The 18,733-nt window shown below is 63.0% G+C and carries 19 protein-coding genes and 1 pseudogene; 6 read left to right on the forward strand and 14 right to left on the reverse strand.

Annotation, left to right across the window (positions count from 1 at the left end):
• Both ACTHNZ_RS12550 and ACTHNZ_RS12555 read left to right on the forward strand, forming a co-directional pair.
• Window positions 1–237: pseudogene (locus ACTHNZ_RS12550) on the forward strand (hypothetical protein); the annotation flags it as partial.
• On the forward strand, window positions 197–859 hold the full coding sequence (locus ACTHNZ_RS12555; RefSeq protein WP_440542821.1) for an HD domain-containing protein: 663 nt from the start codon (window positions 197–199) through the stop codon (window positions 857–859). The pseudogene ACTHNZ_RS12550 and the gene ACTHNZ_RS12555, both read left to right, overlap by 41 nt.
• A gap of 210 nt (window positions 860–1,069) precedes the next feature.
• Here the strand turns inward: ACTHNZ_RS12555 and ACTHNZ_RS12560 are convergent, their stop codons facing one another.
• The gene (locus ACTHNZ_RS12560) at window positions 1,070–1,723 is read right to left on the reverse strand and encodes a glutathione S-transferase family protein (protein ID WP_440542822.1); all 654 of its coding nucleotides are present in this window, start codon (window positions 1,721–1,723) and stop codon (window positions 1,070–1,072) included.
• A gap of 93 nt (window positions 1,724–1,816) precedes the next feature.
• Window positions 1,817–2,746 (reverse strand): LysR family transcriptional regulator, encoded by a 930-nt coding sequence (locus tag ACTHNZ_RS12565; protein WP_440542844.1) that lies wholly within the window; start codon window positions 2,744–2,746, stop codon window positions 1,817–1,819.
• A 100-nt stretch (window positions 2,747–2,846) separates the two neighbouring features.
• Between ACTHNZ_RS12565 and ACTHNZ_RS12570 the strand changes: the two genes are divergently transcribed.
• The 3 genes from ACTHNZ_RS12570 (at window position 2,847) to ACTHNZ_RS12580 (ending at window position 5,684) form a co-directional block, all read left to right on the forward strand.
• Window positions 2,847–3,860, forward strand: a complete 1,014-nt coding sequence (locus ACTHNZ_RS12570) for a zinc-binding alcohol dehydrogenase family protein (protein WP_440542823.1) — start codon at window positions 2,847–2,849, stop codon at window positions 3,858–3,860.
• 24 nt (window positions 3,861–3,884) lie between these two features.
• On the forward strand, window positions 3,885–4,310 hold the full coding sequence (locus tag ACTHNZ_RS12575) for a GlcG/HbpS family heme-binding protein (protein ID WP_440542824.1): 426 nt from the start codon (window positions 3,885–3,887) through the stop codon (window positions 4,308–4,310).
• A 327-nt stretch (window positions 4,311–4,637) separates the two neighbouring features.
• Window positions 4,638–5,684, forward strand: coding sequence for an ABC transporter substrate-binding protein (locus ACTHNZ_RS12580; RefSeq protein WP_440542825.1), 1,047 nt, complete (start codon window positions 4,638–4,640; stop codon window positions 5,682–5,684).
• Between the two features lie 74 nt (window positions 5,685–5,758).
• On the opposite strand, the gene ACTHNZ_RS12585 is transcribed toward ACTHNZ_RS12580, so the two are convergent.
• The 6 genes from ACTHNZ_RS12585 to ACTHNZ_RS12610 all read right to left on the reverse strand — a co-directional run bounded on the left by ACTHNZ_RS12585 (window position 5,759) and on the right by ACTHNZ_RS12610 (window position 12,245).
• Window positions 5,759–7,186, reverse strand: coding sequence for an aldehyde dehydrogenase family protein (locus tag ACTHNZ_RS12585; protein WP_440542826.1), 1,428 nt, complete (start codon window positions 7,184–7,186; stop codon window positions 5,759–5,761).
• Window positions 7,187–7,286: 100 nt separating this feature from the next.
• Complete coding sequence (locus tag ACTHNZ_RS12590) at window positions 7,287–8,096, reverse strand: ABC transporter permease (RefSeq protein ID WP_440542827.1); 810 nt, start codon at window positions 8,094–8,096, stop codon at window positions 7,287–7,289.
• Window positions 8,093–8,905: an ABC transporter permease gene (locus ACTHNZ_RS12595; protein WP_440542845.1), complete on the reverse strand. Its 813-nt coding sequence runs from the start codon at window positions 8,903–8,905 to the stop codon at window positions 8,093–8,095. Before ACTHNZ_RS12595 ends, ACTHNZ_RS12590 begins: the two co-directional genes overlap by 4 nt.
• A gap of 95 nt (window positions 8,906–9,000) precedes the next feature.
• Window positions 9,001–10,335, reverse strand: coding sequence for an NAD(P)/FAD-dependent oxidoreductase (locus ACTHNZ_RS12600; RefSeq protein ID WP_440542828.1), 1,335 nt, complete (start codon window positions 10,333–10,335; stop codon window positions 9,001–9,003).
• Between the two features lie 2 nt (window positions 10,336–10,337).
• Complete coding sequence (locus tag ACTHNZ_RS12605) at window positions 10,338–11,048, reverse strand: HAD-IA family hydrolase (protein WP_440542829.1); 711 nt, start codon at window positions 11,046–11,048, stop codon at window positions 10,338–10,340.
• Between the two features lie 120 nt (window positions 11,049–11,168).
• Window positions 11,169–12,245 (reverse strand): ABC transporter ATP-binding protein, encoded by a 1,077-nt coding sequence (locus ACTHNZ_RS12610; protein ID WP_440542830.1) that lies wholly within the window; start codon window positions 12,243–12,245, stop codon window positions 11,169–11,171.
• Between the two features lie 101 nt (window positions 12,246–12,346).
• On the opposite strand from ACTHNZ_RS12610, the gene ACTHNZ_RS12615 reads away from it, so the two are divergent.
• The gene (locus ACTHNZ_RS12615) at window positions 12,347–13,318 is read left to right on the forward strand and encodes a LysR family transcriptional regulator (protein WP_440542831.1); all 972 of its coding nucleotides are present in this window, start codon (window positions 12,347–12,349) and stop codon (window positions 13,316–13,318) included.
• A gap of 232 nt (window positions 13,319–13,550) precedes the next feature.
• Here ACTHNZ_RS12615 and kynU read toward each other — a convergent pair whose 3' ends face one another.
• From kynU to dmpG, 6 genes are read right to left on the reverse strand one after another with little or no spacing between them, the layout of a single operon-like run.
• Window positions 13,551–14,780, reverse strand: a complete 1,230-nt coding sequence (gene kynU / locus ACTHNZ_RS12620; protein ID WP_440542832.1) for a kynureninase — start codon at window positions 14,778–14,780, stop codon at window positions 13,551–13,553.
• A gap of 57 nt (window positions 14,781–14,837) precedes the next feature.
• On the reverse strand, window positions 14,838–15,863 hold the full coding sequence (locus ACTHNZ_RS12625; RefSeq protein ID WP_440542833.1) for an amidohydrolase family protein: 1,026 nt from the start codon (window positions 15,861–15,863) through the stop codon (window positions 14,838–14,840).
• A 33-nt stretch (window positions 15,864–15,896) separates the two neighbouring features.
• Complete coding sequence (locus ACTHNZ_RS12630; RefSeq protein ID WP_440542834.1) at window positions 15,897–16,421, reverse strand: 3-hydroxyanthranilate 3,4-dioxygenase; 525 nt, start codon at window positions 16,419–16,421, stop codon at window positions 15,897–15,899.
• A gap of 53 nt (window positions 16,422–16,474) precedes the next feature.
• On the reverse strand, window positions 16,475–16,906 hold the full coding sequence (locus ACTHNZ_RS12635) for a RidA family protein (RefSeq protein WP_440542835.1): 432 nt from the start codon (window positions 16,904–16,906) through the stop codon (window positions 16,475–16,477).
• Window positions 16,903–17,679, reverse strand: coding sequence for a 2-keto-4-pentenoate hydratase (locus ACTHNZ_RS12640; protein ID WP_440542836.1), 777 nt, complete (start codon window positions 17,677–17,679; stop codon window positions 16,903–16,905). Before ACTHNZ_RS12640 ends, ACTHNZ_RS12635 begins: the two co-directional genes overlap by 4 nt.
• Window positions 17,676–18,725, reverse strand: a complete 1,050-nt coding sequence (gene dmpG / locus ACTHNZ_RS12645; RefSeq protein ID WP_440542837.1) for a 4-hydroxy-2-oxovalerate aldolase — start codon at window positions 18,723–18,725, stop codon at window positions 17,676–17,678. Before dmpG ends, ACTHNZ_RS12640 begins: the two co-directional genes overlap by 4 nt.
• Window positions 18,726–18,733: the final 8 nt, after the last annotated feature.

Genomic DNA, 18,733 nt, shown 5'->3' on the forward strand with positions numbered 1-18,733 from the left:
AGTGTCGTTGGCCCGTTCATCAAGCTCGTTCAAGCCGAATTGATCTTAGGTCTTTCTCAACTGCGCACCGCTCACCGCAACTGTATTTCTCAGCTCAGCGATGAATCGAAGCGCTTCATTGCGGAGATATGGTTCTCCCACTTTCACAATTCATATCAGGAAAAAAATGAATCAAGAGCGTTCGATTCAATCGACGATGAAAACACTGCGAGAACATCTGAAAGAGACGTTCAATGAAAACATCGTCGCGCACGACATGGCGCATCTGGACCGGGTCCTCGACAACGCTTTTGAGATCTGCGTCACTGAGCTCGGTGCGGATAAGTTCGTCGTGGGCATCGCGGCTCTGCTTCACGATTTCCATCGCGTGTTGGAGAGAAATGCCGGGCATTACGTCGCGCCAGAGGAAGCCGAGCCGCCACTGAGGCGAATGCTCGAAACCGTGGCGTGCGTGTCTGCCGACGATATCGACCGGATCTGCGAAGCAATCAACTTTACGGAATACTACCGCTGTGCGGGTGACGACATAGACGCCCTAGCTCCCACACTGGAAGCACGAATCGTCCGCGACGCGGACATGCTCGATGCGCTCGGCGCCGTCGGCATCGCCAGGGCATTCATGTTCGGCGGCCATCTGGGCGAGCCGATGTGGGTCGAAACGGGCGAGGACTCGGTCGGCCGCGCGTTTGTTCACGGCAAAACCAGTTCCGTGGTTCACCATTTTCATGAAAAGCTGTTCCGGCTCGAGGCAGAGATGCTGACCGCCCGCGGAAAAGCGCTCGCTCGCGAAAGAACCGTGTACATGAGGCGTTTCGTCGACCAGCTCATGACTGAATTACGCCCATCGCCACGGCGATAAGGAACCGGTGCTTCGCTCATCCGTCAGGTCGTTTCGGCGCTCCCCGGAAGCGGTTCGGCGGGTCAGCTGTGCGGCGGTGGCCGAGGGACAGACGTTGCGATCTCTATCGGCGAAGCAGCAAAGGCCGAACAGCAGTCGCATCGCGGTCGGCCCGTGAGATACGGTCTCCCGCGCCAGCCCCGATAGCGAACATTCTCGGCAGCGATCGCCTCACACCAACGGCGCAGCAAGCCCTTCCGTTTCAATCGCGCGCCGCACCGCGGGTCGCGCGAGCATTCGCTGCAAATACTGACCGAGCAGCGGCCATGCGCGCGCCGGCTTCTCGAAGCCCCTTGTCCACCGACAGAGCATGAACGCGTAAGGATCGAGGATCGTGTATTGCGCCCCCAGCAACCAAGGACCATCGCTCGATTCAAGTTGCGACTCCAACTGGTCAAGCAAGATGCCGATCTTCGATTCAGCATGCGCTTTCACTTGGCTCGCGCCCAGCGCGTTGTCGGCATCGACCCAGCGCTCCGGGTAAAAATAGACAATCAAGGCCGCTTGCAGCGTGTTCGTCAACCACATGAGCCACTTGTAAAACTGGGCACGTTCGGGCGTGGCCAATCCGGGCGCCATCCCGCTTTCCGGATGTGTGTCTGCCAAATGGAGGCAAATGGCAGCCGTCTCATACAGCACCATGTCGCCATCGACCAACACCGGGATCAATCCGTTGGGGTTCAGTCGCAGATAGTCTGCCGACTTATGTTGATCGTGCGTGCGATCAACAAGCGTTAACGCAAAGGGCCGGCCGATTTCCTCCAGAACGATGTGGGGGGCCATGCTTGCGTTACTGGGGTAATAGAACAGGTTCTTGATGGTCATGTTTGATGTCGATCGCTAACGCCGAGATTGTCCCACGCATGATAACGCTGCCGATCTCATGCGCTCCCACTGCGCAGGAAGGCGCGAACCTCATTACGCAAAACGGGCGTTTCCCGAGGGATAGCTGGCCTGCAACGTCGAGCAGCGCTCGCGCAGGAAGACCTGCAACGCGTTGATCGCGGGCGTCAGTTGCGCCCGGTGCGCGCAAATCAAGTGCAGCGGCGCAGGCTCGCAATACTCCGGCGGGAACAACTCCACGAGCCGGCCTGCCTTCAAATCATCGATGAGGTCCAGTCGCGATTTGTAGACGAGGCCTTCCCCGGCTATCGCCCAGCGACGAACGGCATCGGCATCGTCGCTGATGCGATTGCCCGTGACGGCCACGGTGCGCTCGCCGCCAGGCGGCGTAAAGCGCCAGCGTTCATGTATCTGTTCGCTCCAGACGTACCGAAGACAATTGTGTCGCCGCAGCTCGTCTACTTTGGTGGGTGCGCCATGCCGTTCGACGTATGACGGCGCGGCACACAATGCGCGTCGGTTGTTCTCGACGAGTTTCATGGCCAGAAGAGACGAATCGGGCAGCGTTCCGTAGCGCACGACTGCATCCAGCGGTTGGCGCGTGAGGTCAGCCGCACGGTCGCTCATCTTCACGTGAAGCGACAAGCCAGGATGCTGGTGCTGAAATTCATCCAGCCACGGCAACAGCAGGTTTCGCCCAAAGTCGGACGGAGCCGACAGCCGCAGCGGCCCGGACAGCGCCCCCCGGCCGCTCGCCAGCGCCTGCTCGCCTTGCTTCAGCGCGTCAACCATGACCCGGGCGTGCGGCAGATAACGCTCGCCGGCCTCCGACAGCTGCATGCTTCGCGTCGAACGCGTGAATAGCCGCGTGTCCAGCGCCTTTTCGAGCCGCTGCACTGAAGCACTGGCATGCGCGGGCGCGATGTTCAGCTGACGTGCCGCCTCCGAGAAGCTGCCGTAGTCCACCGTGTGCACGAAGATCTGGACGTCATCGAGTCGAATCATTTTCATTGAAATGACGAAAGTGTTTGGGTGATGCAATGGTTTATCAGCATATCGACGAAAGATAACATGAGCCTCAACACCTTCTCTTGGAGATCACGTCATGAAAGCCGTTGCCTTCTATCAGAACCATCCCATCAGCCACCCGCAGGCGCTGCAGGACATCGAGCTGCCGACGCCGGAACTGCGCGAGCACGATCTGCTCGTGGAAGTGAAAGCAGTGTCGGTCAACCCGGTCGACACCAAGATCCGCCGCGGTGGAGATATCCCGGAAGGGGGTGCGCGCATCGCCGGCTGGGACGCGGCAGGAATCGTCCGCGCAACCGGTGCGTTAGCCTCGCGCTTCAAGCCGGGCGACCGTGTCTGGTACGCCGGTGACCTCAATCGGCCCGGCAGCAACAGCGAACTGCACGCCGTGGACGAGCGCATCGTGGGACCCATGCCGACGTCGTTGGACTTTGCCGAGGCTGCGTCATTGCCGTTGACGACGATCACTGCGTGGGAGCTGCTGTTCGACCGCCTGCGTGTTCAGGCAGCGGACCCGAGCGACAACAACGTGCTGCTCGTCATCGGAGCGGCAGGCGGCGTCGGCTCGATTCTGACTCAGTTGGCGCGCGAGTTGACGGGCATGACCGTCATCGGCACGGCCTCACGGCCCGAAACCCGGGAGTGGGTGTTGGCTCATGGCGCGCATCACGTCATCGATCACCGTCAATCCTGGGCGCCCCAATTAGCCGCGCTCGGCATCGAGCACGTCACCCACGTTGCCGGGTTGAACAACAGCGCCGCCTATGTACCGCAAATCGCCGCCGTGCTGCGCCCGGAAGGCCAGTTCGCACTGATCGACGACCCGGTGAATCTGGACATCGGACCATTCAAGGGGAAATCCATCTCGATTCACTGGGAGCTGATGTTCACCCGCCCGATGTTCACCACCGATACCATGGCCCGGCAGCACGCCCTGCTGCGCCGCGCGGCGCAGTTGGTTGATCAGGGACGCCTCGAGCACACCCTGACCCGCCGCATCGACGGCATCAATGCCGCCGGTCTCATCGAGGCGCACGCGCTGGTCGAGGCGGGCAACATGATGGGCAAGGTGGTCGTCGCTAATCGCTAATCGCTTTTGAAAAGGAGCATCAACATGAAATCGCCCATCATCAGCACGGCCACGATCAGCCTCGAAGCCGCGCAAGCACTGCTGGCCGAAGCACGCCGCGCGTCCGCGGCGCGCGGGTTCGCCGCGACGATCGCGATTACCGATGCGGGCGGACACCTGCGCGCGTTCGAGCGCGCGGATACCGTCCCGTTTCTGACCGTTGACGTCGCCATCGACAAGGCATGGACCGCTGCGTCGTTCGGCATGGCCACGCATCAATGGAATCAGTACATGGCCGAGCCCGCCGTTGCCCCGTTGGCGCACCATCCACGGCTGATGCCGGTCGGCGGCGGCGTTCCGATCTTTCACGAAGGGCAACTGGTGGGCGCGATCGGCATTTCGGGCGGAACGTCGGCTCAAGACCATGAGGCGGCTGAAGAGGCGCTGCGTCAAGCGGGGTTTTTGCAGTAAGCACGGGCGGCTGGCAGGATCCATGGCAGCCGCCCTCACTGGAATGACTCCGGTTCACCCCGACAAGAATTGAGGCAAACGGGAACGCGGGACGGCGTATTCGGCCTCGGGAGAGATACGCCAAAGCGAGAAGAAGCGCCGGCATGTACGCTAAGCGGGCCATTACATCAAGTCATGCCGGCTCCAACAATTTCGGCGTTGTACCTCTGAAATTGGCTCTCTATATTCAAAGCACCGAAGTGCGGGCTTGGTGCCGTCCGGCCTTGCCGCTGCGCCGATCGACCCGCCCGGCCCCTGTTTCTCCCCCAACCGCGTCGAGGAAGAGCCGTGACCAAACTGAAGCGCTTGTGCCCGATTGCCATAACACTTTCGCTCGGGTGCGCAGGCACCGCGCCCGCGCTGGCCGCCGGTCAGATTACGTTCGTATCGCAAGGCGGCGCCTATCAGGAAGCGCAGACCAAGGCGATCCTCGACCCCGCTGCCAAGCAACTCGGCATCACGATCAAGCAGGACAGTATTCCCGACGCGTGGCCGCAAATCAAGGCGCAAGGCGCGACCGGAAAGCCTATCTGGGACGTCGTCGATACGCCGACTTCGAATTGCCTGCGCGGCGGCCGCGAGGGGCTGATCGAAAAGCTCGACTTCTCGAAGATGCCGAACGCAGCCGCGATTCCCGAAAAATACCGCACGCCGTACTCGGTGCCGTACGAGTTCTATTCGACGGTGATCGGCTACAACAAAAAGACCGTGAAGAAGGTGCCGCATAGCTGGGCCGACTTCTGGAACGTCAAAGGTTTCCCCGGCACACGCGCACTGCGCAACGATCCGCAAACCGTGCTCGAAGCCGCGCTGCTCGCGGATGGCGTGCCTCGCGACAAGCTCTATCCGCTCGACGTCGATCGGGCATTCAAGAAGCTCGCGCAAATCAAACCGGACATCGCCGTTTGGTGGACATCGGGGGGCCAGTCCGCGCAACTGCTGCACGACGGTGAAGTCGACATGGAAATGATCTGGAACGGCCGCGCGAGTTCGGTTGCGAAGGACAATCCCGACATCGCGTTCGTCTACGACGACGGAATTTTGCAGAACACTCAGTTGTGCGTGCTCAAAAACGCACCCGATCTCGCGAATGCGATGCGTTTCGTCGATACGGCCGTCTCGCCGGAGTTGCAAGCGAACTTGCCGACCTACATCGATTACGGACCGGGCAATCCCGCCGCATACAAAACGGGCAAGATATCTGCGAAACGCGCGAGCGAGTTGCCGAGCTCGCCCGAGAACGCGAGCAAGCAAGCACTGCTGTCGGAAGAATGGTGGGCGTCCGACGCCGGTATCCAGGCCAAGGCGCGCTGGCTCAAGTTCATGCAGCAATAGCGAGTGAGTGCGCAGCAGCCATGAGCGCGCGGGGCCCCCGCCCTCGCGCGCATAGCTCGTCGATGCAGATGGGTCTAGCCGCCGTATCCGACGACGCCCTTGACCTCCAAGAACGCTTCGAGCCCCCACTCGCCGTATTCGCGTCCGTTGCCGGACTGCTTGTAGCCGCCGAACGGCGCGCCGGGGTCCCACGCCGGATAGTTCAGATAGACGCTGCCGGCCCGCAACCGGGTCGCGATGCGGCGCGCCCGCGCAAGGTCGCCCGACTGAACATAGGCGGCCAGGCCATAGGGGCTCTCGTTCGCTATCGCAATCGCATGCTCCTCGTCGCGGTACGGCAAAATGGCCAGCACGGGACCGAAGATCTCCTCGCGAGCGATCGTCATATCGGGCCGAACTCCGCCAAACACCGTGGGTTGCACGTAATAGCCCCGTTCGAGCCCCGGCGGCCGCCCCAGCCCGCCGGCCACGAGTGTCGCGCCCTCTTCGATCCCCGCGGCAATCAAGCGCTGCACGCGCTCGTATTGCACGTCGCTCACCACCGGCCCCGTCGTCGTGCCGGGGGCATCCGCCGGGCCGACGCGATGCGCCGCCGCCGCCCGCCGGGCAATGTCGAGCGCCTCCTCGTGACGCGATGCCGGCACGAGCATCCGCGTCGGGGCATTGCACGATTGCCCGCTATTGCTGAAGCAGCTGTTCACGCCTTTCGTCACGGCCGTTTCGAATGGCGCGTCGTCGAGCAGCAGATTCGCGGATTTCCCGCCGAGCTCTTGATGGACACGCTTGACGGTCGGCGCCGCAAGCGTCGCGATCTGCACGCCCGCTCGCGTCGACCCCGTAAACGACACCATGTCGACGTCGGGGTGTGCGCACAGCGCGGCACCGACCGTCGGGCCGTCGCCGTGCACGAGGTTGAACACGCCGGCGGGCACGCCCGCCTCGTCGAGCACTTCGGCGAACAGCACCGCGTTGAGCGGCGATATCTCGCTCGGCTTGAGCACCATCGTGCAGCCCGCGGCGATCGCCGGTGCCACCTTGCAGACGATCTGATTGATCGGCCAGTTCCACGGCGTAATCAACGCCGCAACGCCGACGGGCTCGTATCGTATGAGGGTGATGCCTTTTGCGCGCTGCCAGGCGAACGTTTCGCTCGTGCGCAGCAATTCTTCGAGATGGCGGCGGCCGAGCGCCGCCTGCCACTCATGCGCGAGCCGGCGCGGCGCCCCGATCTCGCGTGAAATCGTATCGGCGATTTCGTCGTAACGCCGAAGGTAGGCGTCGAGTATTCGACGCACGAGTGCGATGCGTTCGTCGGGATCGGTCAGCGAAAACGTCGCGAACGCACGCTTGGCGGCGGCGACCGCGCGATCGACGTCGCGCGCATCGCCCAGCGCGATTTCCGCGAACGGCTCTTCGGTGCAAGGATCGATCACGGCGAGCCGAGCGGCGCCGGCCGGCGCAACCCACGCGCCGTCGATATAAAACTTCAAGGCATTCGTCATAGGGGATTCCGTTCTGATGGAACGCATGAGGGAAAAACGTTTGCGCGCCAGAGGACAGCGGCAGCGTATCGGCCGCCGCCGTTCGCCGGGCATGCCGCCATCAAGCGCGCGCCGTCTGCGCAATGCCGCCGCTGCCGCGGCGGCTGATGACGACGATGAGAACGAGCGTCAGCGTAAGCGCGGTCAGCATGGTGCTGATCGCCGCGATCGTCGGATCGATCTCGTCGCGCAGCGTGACGAACATGCGGCGCGTCAGCGTCTGGTTCGGGCCGCCCGAGACGAACAACGCGACGACGGTTTCGTCGAGCGCCTGGATGAAGACGAACACCGCACCTGAAATCACGCTCGAGCGAATCTGCGGCAACGTGACGGCCATGAAGCTGCGCAGCCGGTTCATGCCGAGGCTGCGCGCGGCCATTTCCTGCGCATGGTCGAACGAGCGTAAATCGGCGCTGACGGAAATCACGACATAGGGCAATCCGAGCATGGCATCGGCGAGGATCAGGCCGCCGAGCGTATTCACGTAACCGAGCTTCGAATAGACGAAAAACACGCCCACCGCGACGATGATGATCGGCACCATCAGCGGCAGCATCAGCAGCGTCCGCAGCCGGCGAATCCACGCATGCGTGCCGTGCTCGATCGCGTAGGCCGCGGCGACCCCGATCGGTGTCGCGATCGCCGTCGCGAACGTGGAGGCGATGAGCGTCGTGCGGGCGGCTGCCAGCCAATCAGGGTTGCCGAAGAACGCTTCGTACCATCTCAGCGACAACGCGGGCGGCGGAAACGTCATGAAGCGCGTATCGGAAAACGACAGCGGCACCACGATCAGGACAGGCAGCATCAGAAACGCTAGGATCAGCAGCACCGATGCGATCAGCAGCCCACGCGCAAGCGGGTTCGATTTCATTTCTCCCCCAAGGTCTTATCGAGCGGCACGACTCGGCTCGCCGCGTAGAAGATGGCAAACACGCAAAGCAACAAGACCACGCTCACGGAACTCGCGGCTCCCCAGCTGTTGTAGATTTCGACGTTGCGGCTCACGACCATCGACACCATGATCGACTTACCACCGCCCATCAGCTCGGGGGTGATGTAAAAGCCGAGGCACAGCACGAACACGAGCGTGACGCCGGCCGCCACCCCGCCCATCGACAGCGGCAGAAAGACGCGCACGAACGCATGGACGGGCGATGCGCCAAGGCCCGCCGCGGCCTGCGAGAGATTCAACGGAATTTTCTGCATGGCCGAATAGAGCGGCAGGACCATGAAGGGCAAGAGAATGTGAACCATCGCGACGATCGTGCCGAACTGGTTGTAGGCAAGCTGCACCGGATGATCCATGAGACCCGATGCAACGAGTGCCTTGCTGACGATACCCGTGCGCTGCAGCAGCACGAGCCATGCGTAAGTGCGCACGAGCACGCTCGTCCAAAACGGCATGATCACCATCCCGAGAATCAGCACCGCCCAGCGGGGGCGCACCGATGCAGCGAGATACGCGACGGGGTAGCCGAGCAGCAGCGTCGCCGCTGTCACGATGGCGCTCAGCTTGAACGTCAGCGAAAAAGTATCGAGGTAGGTGCCGCTCAAGATGCGGCGATAGTTCGCGAGCGTAAAGCCGCCGTCCTGGCGAATCGATTGCCAAGACAACCACGCGAGCGGCACCACGAGCAAAATGACCACGACCGCCAGCGCGGGCGCCATCAACAGCAGCATCGTGCGATCCTCGCGCCGCTGGTAGCGCCGCACCGCATCGGTCGCGACGGCCCGTCTCGGTTCGCACTCCGAAACGATTCCTCTGACAGTCGTCATCACACCCCCAACGCATCGAGAAACTGATACCACGCCGCCACGAGCCTCACGCCCGGCGCGCGCAGAGAATGGAACGGGACTGGCCGCAGTCCATCTTGCGCAAGCAGCGCGAGATCGGGTGTCTCGCCAAGGGCAAGCGCGGCGGCATGTTGGCCGACGAGGCTGGCCATCGCCACGCCTGCGCCGTTGTATCCCAGGCAAAACACGGTCGTGTCGTCGCTGCGGCCGACATGGGGCAGCGCGTTGAAGGTCATGCCGACGTAGCCGGACCAGCGAAAGGCAATACGCACGTCGGCAAGGTCGGGAAAGAGCGCAATCATCGCGCGACGCAGCGCCTCGAAACCCGTATCCTGCCCTTCCTTGCCGAAAGCATCGCGCCCCCCGAACAGCATGCGGCCATCGGCGCGGCGAAACCACTTCATCATCCGACGCGTCTCAGTGTAGCTGCGTCGTGTGGTCATCAGCCTCGCGTCGAGCTCGGCCGGCAGCCGCTCCGTTGCGATCATCGCGCTGCGAAACGGCACGAGTTCGCGGCGAAAGCCGGCCGTGGCGGGGGTTAGACTGGAGTAGGCGTTCGTCGCGACGATCACCTGCTTCGCGCGCACCGTAGCCGCAGGAGTATGCAAGCAGACTCCGGGTGCGCCGCGCGCGGGCTCGATTGCCACGACGGCAGTGGATTCATGAATCGGCACGCCGCGTGCCGCAAGACCGCGCGCGATGCCAAGCACGTACTCGAGCGGCAGGATGGTACCGGCATCGGCGCTCAGTACACCGCCGACGAACCCCGCCGAGCCGGTCTCCCTTTCCACCTGCGCGCGCGTCAGCGCCGTCATGGTGCGATCGCCCAGCGCTGTGCGCACCCAGTCAGCTTCTGCCACGCAGGCGGCGAGTGCTCGGTCGGTATGCGCGCAACGCAGAGAACCCGTCAGTTCGAACGTCGCCCCCGAAATCGCGAATTCGTCGACGAACGATTCCACGACGCGCACACCGTCGTGCGCGAGACGATGCATCCGCTTCGCGGCGTCGATCCCGTAGCGGCTGGCAATCGCCGGAAACGAAAGCCGGAACTTCGACGACACCACGCCACCGTTGCGCCCGCTCGCGCCCCACCCGACCGGGTTGGCGTCCAGCACGACGCACGGCACGCCGCGCTTGGCGAGCGCGTGGGCCGCCGCTAGACCTGAATAGCCGGCGCCGATCACGACAACGTCGGTGTGCAAGTCGCGAGCGAGCGGCCCCGCGCCTACGGGCGGACCGAGCGTACCGGCGTGCGCGGCGAGGTGACGCCACAACGAATCGGGCTGCTGGGACGTGCCGGCGAGGGGTGCGAGCATGATCAGACCGCGGCGAATTCTTCCTCGACCGCATCCGCCAGCGCGGCAAGCGTCGGGAAGCAGAACGTCGGGGTCGCCACGGCCTCGGGAACCGGCGTCGCACCGAAGCCCTTCTGCCCGCGGCGGCGCTCGATCCAGCACGTCGCATAGCCGAGCTTCATCGCAACGCCGATGTCGTGGTACTGGCTTTGCGCGGTATGGAGGATTTCGCCGAATTTGTAGCCGAATGCGGCCTGTCGCCCACGGTTGTAGGCGAAAAACTGTGGGTCCGGTTTCGCGACGCCGGTTTCGTCGCAACATACCGTGTCGTCGAACGGGTCCCCCAACGTATGGGCGTACGCCGACAACGCAACGCGGTCCGCATTCGTCATCGCGACCAGACGGAAGTGCTTGCGCAGACGCTTCAGCGCCTCGACGGAATCGGGGAATGCGGGCCAATCGAGCACGTCGCGCTGGAACGCGGCGGCCGACTGCGCGTCGTCGGGCAGCCCTAATTCCTTGGCGAGCGCGAGATAGACGTTCGCCATTGCCTGACTCGAGCGCCCCGGAAAGGCCGCGCGGCCCCGCATGTACGGCTCGAAGATCTCATCGTCGGTCAAGTCTTTCGCGGCAGGGCCGCCGAGGCGGTGCGCCGATGCGAGCACGCCCCGTTCGAAGTCGATGAGCGTGCCGACGACGTCGAATGTCAGCACCTTGAAATCGGTGAGCTTCATGAGTTCATCCTTGATTGCGGTTGATTGCGTTTGCGTTGCGGTTGGCGAAGAAGACGAAAGGGGCAGACGAATGCGGCCTAGAGATCGGGCATAAAGAACGATGAAGGACAGCGATGCCGCTCATGCCGCCACGACGATGGTGTCGCGCGGCGAAAGCGCGACGGAAAGCGGCGCCCCCGGCAGCGGAATGCGTTGCCGGGCCGCATGGTTTCCGGGCTGGCGCAGGCTCACTACCGTGCCGTCGGCGAGTGCCGCGAACACACGCAGACTCTCGCCCTGGTACAGCACCTCCGTGACACGCGCGCTGAGCCGATTGGCATCGCCGGGCGCGTCGCCCGCGTCGATCACGAGTTTTTCGGTCTGCACCGCGAGCAGCAGCCGATCTTCGCGCGGCAACGGATAGGCGGTGCGCAGCACCGTGTCGCCCAGCTTGACGGCATTCTCGCCCGCCCGCGCAACGGGCAGCAGCGTCGCCTCGCCGATGAAGCTCGCGACGAACGAATTGCGAGGCCGGTCATAGAGATGCTCCGGTGTATCGACCTGCACGAGCCTGCCGTCCTTCAAGACGGCGACACGATCACTCATCGTGAGCGCCTCGCGTTGGTCGTGCGTGACGTAGACGATGGTCGTGCCGAGCCGGCGGTGCAGCCGGCGCAGTTCGATCTGCATGGTTTCGCGCAATTGCTTGTCGAGTGCCGAAAGCGGCTCGTCCATCAGGATCAATTGCGGTTCGAACACCATCGCGCGTGCGAGTGCGACACGCTGACGCTGACCGCCCGAGAGTTCGCTGATCCGCCGGTGCTCGTAGCCGCGCAACTCGACCATCGCGAGCGCGTCCGCCACTTTGCCGGACCAGCTCGCCTTCGGCTGGCGTCGAGCCCGCAACGGGAATGCGACGTTCTCGCCGACAGTCATATGAGGAAAGAGCGCGTAGCTCTGGAACACCATGCCGATATCGCGCTTGTGCGGCGGCGCAAATGTAATGTCTCGTTCCCCCACCCAAACGCTGCCCGAACTCGGCTGCACAAAACCGCCGAGAATGCCGAGCAATGTCGTCTTGCCGGAGCCCGACGGGCCGAGCAGCGAGAGGAATTCGCCCTGCGCCACATCGATCGACACGTCGTCGAGCGCAATCAGCGGACCATAACGTTTGCTGGCGGACCGGATCGATACACCCGCCTTGGCTCTTGCATCCATCGTTCGGCTCCTGCTCGTGTGGGCTCGCGATGAAAAAAATATAGGCGTCCGTATTTCTGTCGGCAATTCCCTAATTGTTGGATTGGGCATAACATCAGGTCATGCCTAGCCTACGCAGAAAACTCCCCAGCGCGAATGCGCTTTTCGTCTTCGAGGCCGCCGCGCGGTGCGGGAACTTCACGCGCGCCGCGCAGGAGCTCTACGTCAGCCAGCCGGCCGTCAGCCGCATGCTGTCGCGCATGGAGGACCATATCGGCGTGCGCCTGTTCGAGCGCGTGCACGGCGGTATCGTGCTGACCGAGAGCGGCCGGATCCTGTATCGAAAGATTTCGGAGGGGCTGAACGGAATCGAGGATGCGATCCGCGAGATCGAAGCGCGGGCAACCGGCATCGAGCCCATCACGCTCTCCGTGTCGACGGCTTTCACCACGCACTGGCTCATGCCCCGCATGAGCCGGCTCAATCAGGCGTTCCCTTCGGTCGATCTGCGCTTCCAATTGATCTCGGGCCGAATCGGAGGACCGCTAGGCGATGTGGATCTCGGGATGCGCTTCCTGCACGAAGGCGACGCGCGCGAAAGCAGCGTGCCTGTCATGCCCGAAGTGTTGCTGCCCGTTTGCAATGCGCGCTACGAGGAACTCGCCCGCGCCGATGATTGGCCGGCACACGGCGATACGGTCATCGTGATGGACGACGAAGAACGCGGCTGGCATGCACGCTTTTCCGCATTCAGCAACGATAACAGGCATGCCGCCGGTGTATTGAGCTTCAGCGACTACGCGATCGTCGTACAGGCGGCCCTGCTCGGACAGGGTATCGCGCTTGGCTGGGTCAATGTCGTGATGCACTGGCTCGCACAACGGGCGCTCGTGCCCGCGGTGGAAGAGATCGTCGTCACGAATCGGATGTGCTGCCTGTCGTGGTCGCCCACGCGGCCGCCGCGGCCGATCGTCGCCGAACTGCGCGATTGGCTGATCGCCGAAATGCGTGCGGATCTCGAGTCCGTCGATCGCGCTTATCCGTCGTTGGGTCTGGCGACAGCGGTGGCGAGCGGATTGCAGGCGTGGTCCTGAGAACGCGTCCCTTCTCCCGAGGGAAGCGGCGATCGGTCGGCGAGCTGATCTGCCGCAACCCCACCGCGGCGAAAAACGCAACGAGCCCCGCGACGGCGAGCGACATGTACGCCCATCCCCATTGATGGGTCCGACCGAGCATCGCGCCGAATGCCATTGGCGCTATAGCGCTACTCTTCGCCGAGGAGCCGCTCGTCATAGCCCACGAAATAAGGGCCTGTCTGCGGTATCTTCAGGTCACTGACTTGCGCGTCAGAAACTCCTCCGCATTCCATACACCGGTGCCGATAATGTCTTTGAGCGCGGCAACCGTGTCCCAGATATCGACATAGCGCACATAAAGCGGCGCAAACCCGAAGCGCAGGATGTCGGGAGCACGGAAGTCACCGATCACGTTGCGCGCGATCAGCGCCTGCATGATGGCGTAACCCTGTTCGTGAGCAAGCGAGACCTGGCTGCCGCGCTCCCGCGCATCGCGCGGCGAGGCAAGCGTGCATCCCAGTCCTGCCAGTTCCTGGTCTGTCAGTTCGATGAAAAGATCGCCGAGCGCAGTGCTTTTGGCACGCAACGCATCCAGGTCGACCCCGTCGAAGGCGTCCAGTGCGCTTTCCAGGGCGATCACGCCCAATTGCGGCGCCGTTCCGGTCAGCATGCGATCGATGCTCGGATGCGGCGCGTAGTCATGGGTGAAATCGAACGGTTTCGCGTGTCCGTGCCAGCCTGTCAACGGCTGGCGCACTGCGTCCAGGTGACGCGCCGCGACAAACACGTACGCAGGGGCGCCCGGGCCACCGTTGAGATATTTGTAGCCGCAGCCCACGGCGAAATCCACTTCACAGCCGTTCAGATGCACAGGCATCGCCCCCGCGCTATGACAAAGGTCCCAGACAATCAGTGCGCCGGCTTCATGCGCACGCCGGGTCACCGCTTCCATATCGTAAAGCTTGCCCGTCTTGTAGTTCACCTGTGTGAGCGAGACAATCGCCACCGAGTCGTCGATGGCGGCAAGTACATCGTCGGGATCGACGCAGCGCAATTCGCATCCCGTCATTTCCGCCACACTCGACGCCACATAAACGTCGGTCGGAAAGTTGGTACGTTCCGCCAGTATCGTGCCGCGGCGCGGACGCATGCGCGTCGCCGCGACCAGTACCTTGAAGAGGTTTACCGACGTCGAATCGGCCACGATTACCTCGCCCTGCCCCGCGCCGATCAGCCTCGCGATCTTGTCCCCGGTGCGTTGAGGCGCCGGATACCAGTCAGCATCGTTCCAGGAGCGGATCAGGCCGTGTGCCCACTCCTGTTCGAGCGCCCTTTTCATGCGCGCGGGGACGTTCCCCGGCATCGCGCCGAGTGAATTGCCGTCCAGATATATGGTATCCGCAGGCAGTTGGAAACGTGCGCGGCAGTGGGCGAGCGGGTCAGCCGCGTCGAGCGCACCGAAGTGGTCCCGGTTCTTCATCAGGTCAGTCTTCCATTGTGTAAAACAGGTACAGGCGCACGCGCCAGCTTCGGGCGCTCATGCGGTTCGCACGCCGGCGACATCAGGCAAGCCAAAAAATCGCTGGGCGTTGCCGCCGAGAATCTTTTCCTTTGCAGTGACTGAAAGCTCCGCGCGGCTCGCCACCAGTTCGCCGATCTTCTGCTCCCCTAGCGGGAACGGATAGTCGGAGCCCAGCATCACGCGGTTCTCGCCCATCGTATCGACGAGAAGTCTGAGCGCGACGGCGTCGAATACGGCACTATCCACGTAAAAGCGGTCGACATACGAAGCCGGCGGATTCGGACAGTTTTCCCGCACGATGTCGCGCTGCTCCCACGCGTTCTGCACGCGCCCGAGCAGGAAGGCGAAGCTTCCGCCACCATGCGCGAAGCACAGCTGGAGCGACCTCGGAATGCGCTCGAACGCGCCCGAGAGGATCAGAGAAAGCATCGAGAGCTGCGTTTCCGCCGGCATCGCAACGAGCCAGGGGAGCATCCACTTCCTCATACGACCGTCGGTCATCATGTCCCACGGGTGCACGAGCACAGGAATGCCTTCGTTCGCACAGTGCGTAAGAAAGGTGACCAGATGTTCGTCGTCGAGATCTCGCGGACCAACGTGATTGCCTATCTGAACGCCGCGATGACCTGCACGAAAGGCGCGCGTCGCTTCGCGGCAGGCAAGCTCGATGTCCTGCAGCGGTACCTGGGCGAGCACCATGAGTCGGCCGCGCGCATTCGCGCACAGCTCGAGCGCGCGGTCGTTCATGCGCATCGCCCACTCGTGCGCGGCAGCCGCGCCATACTGGTAGCCGAACATAACCGGTGTCGCGCACATCAGTTGCACATCCACGCCGAGCGCATCCAGTTCCTCCAGTCGCGCGACGGGGTCCCATAGCGCGCGGTAGACGGGACGGAAGGTGCGCTTCCCGGTCATGATCATGCCGCGCTGGCCATCCGCATCGATACGCAGCCACGGCGCTTGCTGCACGTCGAGCGCTGCCGCCTCGTCCTGCCCGATGGGCGGGAAGAAATGGGAATGCATGTCGATTCGAAGTGTCATCGTCAGTTGTTCGTTTTGAACGTCGGGTGGTTCTCAGGCAGCCTTACCAGGGTGAACGTGGCCGCAAGCCGGGCAGCGGCGCTGGTCCTCGGAGGCGTAGAACGCGTCGAACAGCGGCGGCAGGTCGGTCACGATGCTTTTGAGCTGCACTTGCACGCGGTGCACCAGATGGCCGCAGACATCGCAATACCATTCAAAGCCGTCCACCGCCCCCTGCGGCCGCTGCCGTTCGATGACAAGGCACGCGCTGCCCGTCTCGGGTCGCTGCGGAGAGTGGCGCACGTGCGGCGGAAGGAGGAACACATCGCCCTCGCGCAGGTCGAGGCGCTCCTTGCGGCCATCGATCCACAGGTTCAGATACGCGTTACCGCGCAACTGATAGAAAAACTCCTCGTACGGATCGTCGTGGTAATCGGCCCGATGATTCGGTCCCCCAACAACCGTTACGATGATGTCGCTGTCCTGCCAGACCTGCTGGTTGCCAACGGGGGGTTTGAGCAGGTGGGCATGCTCGTCGATCCATCGCTGGAAGTTGAATGGCGTACCGTAAGTCAACATATCTTTCGCCCCTTCAGGGCGGCCCGCAACGGCTTGCGGACCGCTGGTCCCGGTTATGGTTTCGGCGCGTAGGCCACGGCCTTCATTTCGATGAGCAGGTGCGGATGCGGCAGCTGGTGTACGGCTACCGTCGTGCGCGTCGGGCCCGTTTCGTCAAAGTACTCGCCATAGACTTCGTTGTAGCCACGAAAATCGTTCATGTTGACGAGGAACGACGAAATCTCGACGAGGTTCGAAAGGTCCGCGCCCACGCCGCGCAAGATATCCCGGATGTTCTCGATCACGGCCCGCGTCTGTTCGTGAATGTCGAGCGTCATCGCGCCCATCTCGTCAGCCGATGCGCCCGCGATCGTGTTGTCGGGACGCCGCGCACTCGTGCCGGATACAAACAGGAGGTCGCCCGCCCGCTTGATATGCGGAAATCGACCTCGGGGCCTGGCCTTGTCGGCCAAGACGCACGCTTCATGAATGATTTCTTGCTTCATGATGACCCTCGATGGGTGATGAATTCAGTACTGCCAATGCCATTGACAATGCAGTGAACATGCGAATCAGGCCGGAGCGAGACAGCGGCCGTGGCAGCGCCGGCCATGATCAGCGATCCCGCGGGCAACATCAGTCCGCTCTGCGAAAGAAGGTGCGAGACTTGAACGAGCGAACGCAGGGGATCGCCCAGAATCGCGGCGCAGGAGCCCGTCTGCACGACGCGCCCGTTCACCCGCATGACGACGCCCGCGTTGCCAAGACCATCGAAGCTGCGTGTCCACGGTCCGATCGTGAGGCCCGCTGACGAGCAGTTGTCGGCAACCACATCTTCTAGCGAAAAGCGAAAGTCCTGATAGCGCGAATCGATAATTTCGAGCGCAGGTGCTACCGCTTCGAGGTACTGTGCCGCTTCGAGCAGCGTGAGTGGCCGGTCGATGTCGCGGCGCGTCAGGAAGCAGACCTCCGGTTCGACGCGCGGGTGGATGAAACGATCAAGCGCTAGCTGCGCGCCGTCCTCTTCCAGCATCGCGTCGGTGAGCCAGCCCCATATCAGGCTGTCCACGCCCATCTGGATCATCTTCGCACGACTCGTGAAGCCGAGCTTTACGCCCACCGTACGTTCGCCACGACTAATGCGTCGCTCGATCGAAGCCCGCTGCACGAAGTACGCTTCTTCTAGCGATAAGGCAACATCGGGTGCCAGCTGAGCAATGGGGACCGCCTGCCTCGCAGCTTCGTCGAGACGCGCGGCAATGGCGTGGAGGTCGTTCATGCCGCCTCCTGCGCCTCGCGCGCAACGCGATGGGCGTTGACCAGATCGAGCGCCACGTCGACGATCATGTCTTCCTGGCCGCCGACCATGCGCCGGCGCCCCAGTTCCACCATGATGTCGAAGGCAGAAAGCCCGTACTTTGCCGCGGCCGCCTCGGTGTGGCGCAGGAAGCTCGAATACACGCCGGCATAGCCCAGTGCGAGCGTTTCGCGGTCTACACGCACCGGCCGTTCCTGCAGTGGCCGCACGATGTCCTCAGCGGCGTCGATGAGTTGTTTCACGTCGCAGCCGTGATCGAGTTTCATGCGATCCACCGCGGCCACGAAAACTTCAAGCGGCGCATTGCCGGCGCCGGCTCCCATGCCGGTCAGCGAAGCATCGATGCGGTCGCAGCCGTGCTCCAGCGCAACGATCGAATTGGCCACGCCAAGCGAGAGATTGTGGTGCGCGTGCATCCCCGTCTCGGTCGCAGGGGCAAGTACCCGCTTCATCGCGTCGAATCGCTCGGCTACATCGCGCATACTCAGCGCACCGCCCGAGTCCACGACGTAGACACATTGAGCACCGAAGCTTTCCATCAGTTTCGCCTGCTCCGCCATTGCATCAGGCGTGGTCATGTGGGACATCATGAGAAAGCCCACGGTATCCATGCCAAGGTGGCGCGCATATTCGATATGCTGCCTCGCAATGTCGGCCTCCGTGCAATGCGTGGCAATGCGCACGGTGCGCACGCCGACGTCGTAGGCCGCTCGCAGGTCGTGCACGGTGCCGATGCCGGGCAGCAAAAGCGTGGCCACCCGAGCGCGATTTACCACGCCCGCCACGGCTTGGATCCATTCCAGATCGGTATGCGCGCCGAAGCCGTAGTTGAAGCTCGAGCCCGAAAGACCGTCGCCATGCGCGACCTCGATGCTGTCAACGCCCGCTTCGTCGAGCGCAATTGCGATCGCCACCGCTTGCTCGGTCGAATACTGATGCCGGATCGCATGCATGCCGTCACGCAACGTCACATCGGAGATATGAATTTTTTTTGTCCCTACGCTCATCGTCATTC

The organism is Trinickia sp., from assembly GCF_051953955.1.
Classification (GTDB): domain Bacteria; phylum Pseudomonadota; class Gammaproteobacteria; order Burkholderiales; family Burkholderiaceae; genus Trinickia.

What these genes read in the sequence shown, in the direction of transcription:
- ACTHNZ_RS12570 (WP_440542823.1), top strand. Translation starts at nt 2,847, where the DNA reads ATGAAAGCCGTTGCCTTCTATCAGAACCATCCCATCAGCCACCCGCAG.
- ACTHNZ_RS12590 (WP_440542827.1), bottom strand. Translation starts at nt 8,096, where the DNA reads ATGAAATCGAACCCGCTTGCGCGTGGGCTGCTGATCGCATCGGTGCTG.
- ACTHNZ_RS12565 (WP_440542844.1), bottom strand. Translation starts at nt 2,746, where the DNA reads ATGATTCGACTCGATGACGTCCAGATCTTCGTGCACACGGTGGACTAC.
- ACTHNZ_RS12625 (WP_440542833.1), bottom strand. Translation starts at nt 15,863, where the DNA reads ATGACACTTCGAATCGACATGCATTCCCATTTCTTCCCGCCCATCGGG.
- dmpG (WP_440542837.1), bottom strand. Translation starts at nt 18,725, where the DNA reads ATGAGCGTAGGGACAAAAAAAATTCATATCTCCGATGTGACGTTGCGT.
- ACTHNZ_RS12575 (WP_440542824.1), top strand. Translation starts at nt 3,885, where the DNA reads ATGAAATCGCCCATCATCAGCACGGCCACGATCAGCCTCGAAGCCGCG.
- ACTHNZ_RS12635 (WP_440542835.1), bottom strand. Translation starts at nt 16,906, where the DNA reads ATGAAGCAAGAAATCATTCATGAAGCGTGCGTCTTGGCCGACAAGGCC.
- ACTHNZ_RS12605 (WP_440542829.1), bottom strand. Translation starts at nt 11,048, where the DNA reads ATGAAGCTCACCGATTTCAAGGTGCTGACATTCGACGTCGTCGGCACG.
- kynU (WP_440542832.1), bottom strand. Translation starts at nt 14,780, where the DNA reads ATGAAGAACCGGGACCACTTCGGTGCGCTCGACGCGGCTGACCCGCTC.
- ACTHNZ_RS12615 (WP_440542831.1), top strand. Translation starts at nt 12,347, where the DNA reads ATGCCTAGCCTACGCAGAAAACTCCCCAGCGCGAATGCGCTTTTCGTC.
- ACTHNZ_RS12595 (WP_440542845.1), bottom strand. Translation starts at nt 8,905, where the DNA reads ATGCTGCTGTTGATGGCGCCCGCGCTGGCGGTCGTGGTCATTTTGCTC.
- ACTHNZ_RS12610 (WP_440542830.1), bottom strand. Translation starts at nt 12,245, where the DNA reads ATGGATGCAAGAGCCAAGGCGGGTGTATCGATCCGGTCCGCCAGCAAA.
- ACTHNZ_RS12600 (WP_440542828.1), bottom strand. Translation starts at nt 10,335, where the DNA reads ATGCTCGCACCCCTCGCCGGCACGTCCCAGCAGCCCGATTCGTTGTGG.
- ACTHNZ_RS12560 (WP_440542822.1), bottom strand. Translation starts at nt 1,723, where the DNA reads ATGACCATCAAGAACCTGTTCTATTACCCCAGTAACGCAAGCATGGCC.
- ACTHNZ_RS12640 (WP_440542836.1), bottom strand. Translation starts at nt 17,679, where the DNA reads ATGAACGACCTCCACGCCATTGCCGCGCGTCTCGACGAAGCTGCGAGG.
- ACTHNZ_RS12555 (WP_440542821.1), top strand. Translation starts at nt 197, where the DNA reads ATGAAAACACTGCGAGAACATCTGAAAGAGACGTTCAATGAAAACATC.
- ACTHNZ_RS12630 (WP_440542834.1), bottom strand. Translation starts at nt 16,421, where the DNA reads ATGTTGACTTACGGTACGCCATTCAACTTCCAGCGATGGATCGACGAG.
- ACTHNZ_RS12585 (WP_440542826.1), bottom strand. Translation starts at nt 7,186, where the DNA reads ATGACGAATGCCTTGAAGTTTTATATCGACGGCGCGTGGGTTGCGCCG.